The sequence below is a fragment of the Nostoc cf. edaphicum LEGE 07299 genome, from assembly GCF_015207245.1.
Taxonomy (GTDB): Bacteria; Cyanobacteriota; Cyanobacteriia; order Cyanobacteriales; family Nostocaceae; genus Nostoc; species Nostoc edaphicum_B.
Genome location: NZ_JADEXF010000626.1, coordinates 1 through 3,682, shown reverse-complemented (window position 1 = coordinate 3,682; position 3,682 = coordinate 1). Strand labels below are relative to the sequence as shown.

The following is a 3,682-nucleotide window of genomic DNA, read 5'->3' as shown; positions in this document are numbered from 1 at the left end:
ATATAATATAGTACAGGGGATATTGTAAGTTCAGTTTTTATAGGAGGAAGATTGTGTCTGAAAACAAACCAGAAAAGTTGAATTCACAAGCAGTACCATTCTTTGCTCGATTCTTAGAAGGGCAAAGCCTTGAAGACCTTTCTGAGGAAGAATCAAAAGGGATTATCGGTGGATGCAATAGTACCACAAACACAAACCCGAATAATGATGGACTTGTCCAAACTCTGAAGTTTCCATCCGATCAAGAAGAGGGCGCAGTAACCACGAATCCTGATAATGTCGAGTGCGCTGTTACTCTGAAGTATCCTTCAGATGGTGATGACAGTTCGCCATCTTTACCTTCATAGCTACATACTTTTGATTACATCAGAGATGCGGTTTTAAACTATTGTCAATATAAAAATACGGTTAGCTTTGCCAACTTCATCTAGGGGTTGGCTTCCCATTAAAATTAAGTTCACTTTTTTAATATTTTGCTTTCTCAAGAGTTAACAATAGTGACAATGCCAAAACTAATAAAAGTATTTTATGCACCTCGATCGTGATGTAGTTTTATTAATCACCCATAGTGGTGATTACTTTACAATAGATAGAGTTGTAGAAGCAGTATCAAAACTAGGCGCACAGCCATTTCGTCTTGATACTGATAAGTTTCCGATCGCACTCCAACTCCAGGCTAATCTAAGTAACTCTGGTAGCAATCATACACTGCAATATAACGATCGCTCCCTTAACACCGAGCAAGTGCAAGCAGTATGGATGCGGCGTATTTGGCAACCCGATCTCGGTAAAGAATTGGCTCCACAATTTCAAGCAGTCTGTTCTAATGAATCACTCGCAGTCTTAGATGGCTTTTGGGACAGCCTGAGAGAAGCTACGTGGGTGGATGATTTACGCCGGATAAGTGCAGCTGAAAACAAGTTACGCCAACTGCGGATTGCATCGGAAGTAGGTCTTGTCATACCTCGGACTCTTGTCACCAACAATCCTCAAGAAGCACGAGAATTTTTCCACCAAGTTAAGGGAAAAATGATTGTCAAGCTGCTCAGACCTCTTTCTTCTGGGATGCAAGCCTCCTCTTTTTTCATGTATACCAGCGTCGTTAAAGAAGAAGACTTACTTGATGCTGAAACACTGCGCTATTGTCCAGTTATGTTTCAAGAACAAATCCCTAAACAGCAAGAACTACGAGCAGTATATGTGAATGGCAATCTCTTTGTCGGGGCGCTAGATGCGTCTGAATATGCAGCATCTACCCAGGATTGGCGACGTGAGACAAAAAAGATTCTTACCTGGCAACCAGAGCAATTACCCGATAAACTAATCCGTTGTTTAGATGCCTTTATGGCTAAGTTTGGGCTGATTTTTGGAGCATTTGATTTGATTAAAACGCCATCCGGAGAATATGTTTTTTTAGAAATTAATCCTACAGGAGAGTGGGGGATGCTGGAGAGAGATTTGGACTATCCAATTGCTCTAGCGATCGCATCTGCACTACTTTCAAAAAGCCCGAAGTAAAATGCTCTTACTTAAAAATTTCCAACCAACTCATAACCTCTATATTTATCGAACAGAATTCAGTAGTCAGGAGTCAGAATTCAGAATGAATTTTGACCGAAAAAGCGGATGAATAACCGACATTGTTGCAGGTCTGAATCGTAGATTTGGTGGTGCAACAATTCAGTCGCGGGTCTGAATCCCCAACTGATAGCGTTCGCGTTCGCGAAGCGTCTCCGTCAGGAGAAGCATCTTTGCGTTCGCTTTTAGCGTCTCTTGATTCTGACTCCTGAATTCTGACTTCTGAATTCTTCTTCATTTATCCGCAAACCTCTACACTAACCGTTTGAGGGTTGACAGCAAGGCTTCTTGATTAAAGCTGCCTTTGATAATGTAGGCATTGGCTCCGGCTTCCGCACCCCGACGTTTATCTTCATCGCTGGCAAGAGAAGTAACCAGGATAATTGGAAGTTCGCTATATTCTTGATATTGGCGGATTTTGGCAGTTAACCCCAAGCCATCGAGATTTGGCATTTGCACATCGCTAACAACGGCATCAACGGTGTGCGATCGCAGTTTGTTCAATCCATCCAAACCATCCACAGCAGTAATCACTTGATAACCTGCGGTTTCTAAAATTCGCTTTTCTTGAGTGCGTGTGGCAATGGAATCTTCGACTAATAAGACGGTTGGTTTTGTAGGCACAAGTTGACGAGTTTGGCTAGAAGAGAAGGATTGCGATCGCGATCGGGCTGACTTTACCAAATCCTGGGGATTCAGCACCATACACACATCTCCAGTGCCTAAAATTGTTGCTCCAGAAACATTGCGGACTCGTTTAAGTAACTGACTTTGGGGTTTAATCACTACATCTTGCTCATCCACTAAGGCATCTACCACTACACCCAGTTGTGCTTGCCCAACCTGGAGAATAATACAGGAAAGTGCCGTTTCTTGAGTTAATCCAGATGGCATCGGGGGTAGTTCTAATAGATCAGCCAACTGCACAATCGAAATGGGTTGGCTATCCCGAATTATTGTGTCACGTCCCTCCAAGGGAAAAATTTCTTCTGACTTAATCAAACAGGCGGTTTGCACAAACTCCACTGGGATGGCGTAGGGTATTTCGTTCACTTGCACAATCAAGACATGGGCGGTTGCCAAGGTGATACTGAGATTGACGCGCAGTGTACATCCCAGTCCGGGAAACGATTCTACCTCAATCGTACCTTTCAATTTCTCGACATTGGTTTGCACCACATCCAGCCCCACACCCCGTCCTGATACTTCTGTCACCAGGGGGGCTGTTGAAAACCCTGGTGCAAATATCAACGCCTGGATCTGGCTAGGAGTCATTGCTGCTAATTCTTCCTCCTCGCAAATGCCCCGTTTCACCGCTATTTGTTTGATTCTATCCAGGTCAAGCCCCCGGCCATCATCACTAATTTCCAGCACAATGTTAGTGGGAGTCTGGTAAGCTCTGAGCCGAATCGTTGCCGTTGTTGGTTTTCCTAGCCGTTCCCGTTCCTGTGGTGACTCAATCCCGTGATCGATCGCATTCCGCAGGATGTGCATTAGCGGATCTTTCATTTCTTCCAACAGGCGTTTGTCGGCAAGGGTGTCTTTGCCTTCTGTGATCAACTCCACCAATTTTCCCTGCTGCTGCGCCAGATCGCGCACCATCCGAGGGAAGAGGTTGAAAATCGTCGCAAAGGGCAGCAATCGCAGGGTACGAATACCCTCTTCTAAATCGCTACTTAGTTGTTCCAGTCGGGTTGTGTCTTCTGAAAGGGAACTCTGCAAGGTTTTCACCAAATGGCCCAATTGCTCTAATCGTTTTTCCGAGTGATGATGAAAAGTTTCTAGACATTGGAGGGCGACATCAGCTTGTTGCTCTCGGCTGAAGGCAAACCGATTAGTGAATAAATCTCGATTCCATTCTTCCCAGAGATTGGTGATCGCCTCAATTTCTCCCAGCCGATGAGCAATCCGAATTTTGGTTACAGTTAACTCCCCTGCTTGCGTCATCAACGTATCTAGGTGGCGAGTGCCAACGCGGATGGTTTCGATGCGGTAGCTAGAAGAGTGCTGAGTGCTGAGTGCTGAGTGTGGAGTGCTGAGTGCGTAGTGCTGAGTGCTGAGTGTTGAGTGCGGAGTGCTGAGTACTGAGTGCCCAGTAGTACCC

3 protein-coding genes are annotated in these 3,682 nt (G+C 44.9%); 2 read left to right on the top strand and 1 reads right to left on the bottom strand.

Annotated elements, in window-relative coordinates; translation table 11 throughout:
• Window positions 1-53 precede the first annotated feature (53 nt).
• The gene (locus IQ229_RS17990) at window positions 54-347 is read left to right on the top strand and encodes a microviridin/marinostatin family tricyclic proteinase inhibitor (RefSeq protein ID WP_194046047.1); all 294 of its coding nucleotides are present in this window, start codon (window positions 54-56) and stop codon (window positions 345-347) included.
• 181 nt (window positions 348-528) lie between these two features.
• A complete protein-coding gene (locus IQ229_RS17985; protein WP_194046045.1) occupies window positions 529-1,518 on the top strand; it encodes an MvdC family ATP-grasp ribosomal peptide maturase in 990 nt (329 codons plus the stop codon).
• A gap of 312 nt (window positions 1,519-1,830) precedes the next feature.
• On the opposite strand, the gene IQ229_RS17980 is transcribed toward IQ229_RS17985, so the two are convergent.
• On the bottom strand, window positions 1,831-3,682 hold a 1,852-nt coding region (locus IQ229_RS17980), incomplete at its 5' end, for a hybrid sensor histidine kinase/response regulator (protein ID WP_194046043.1).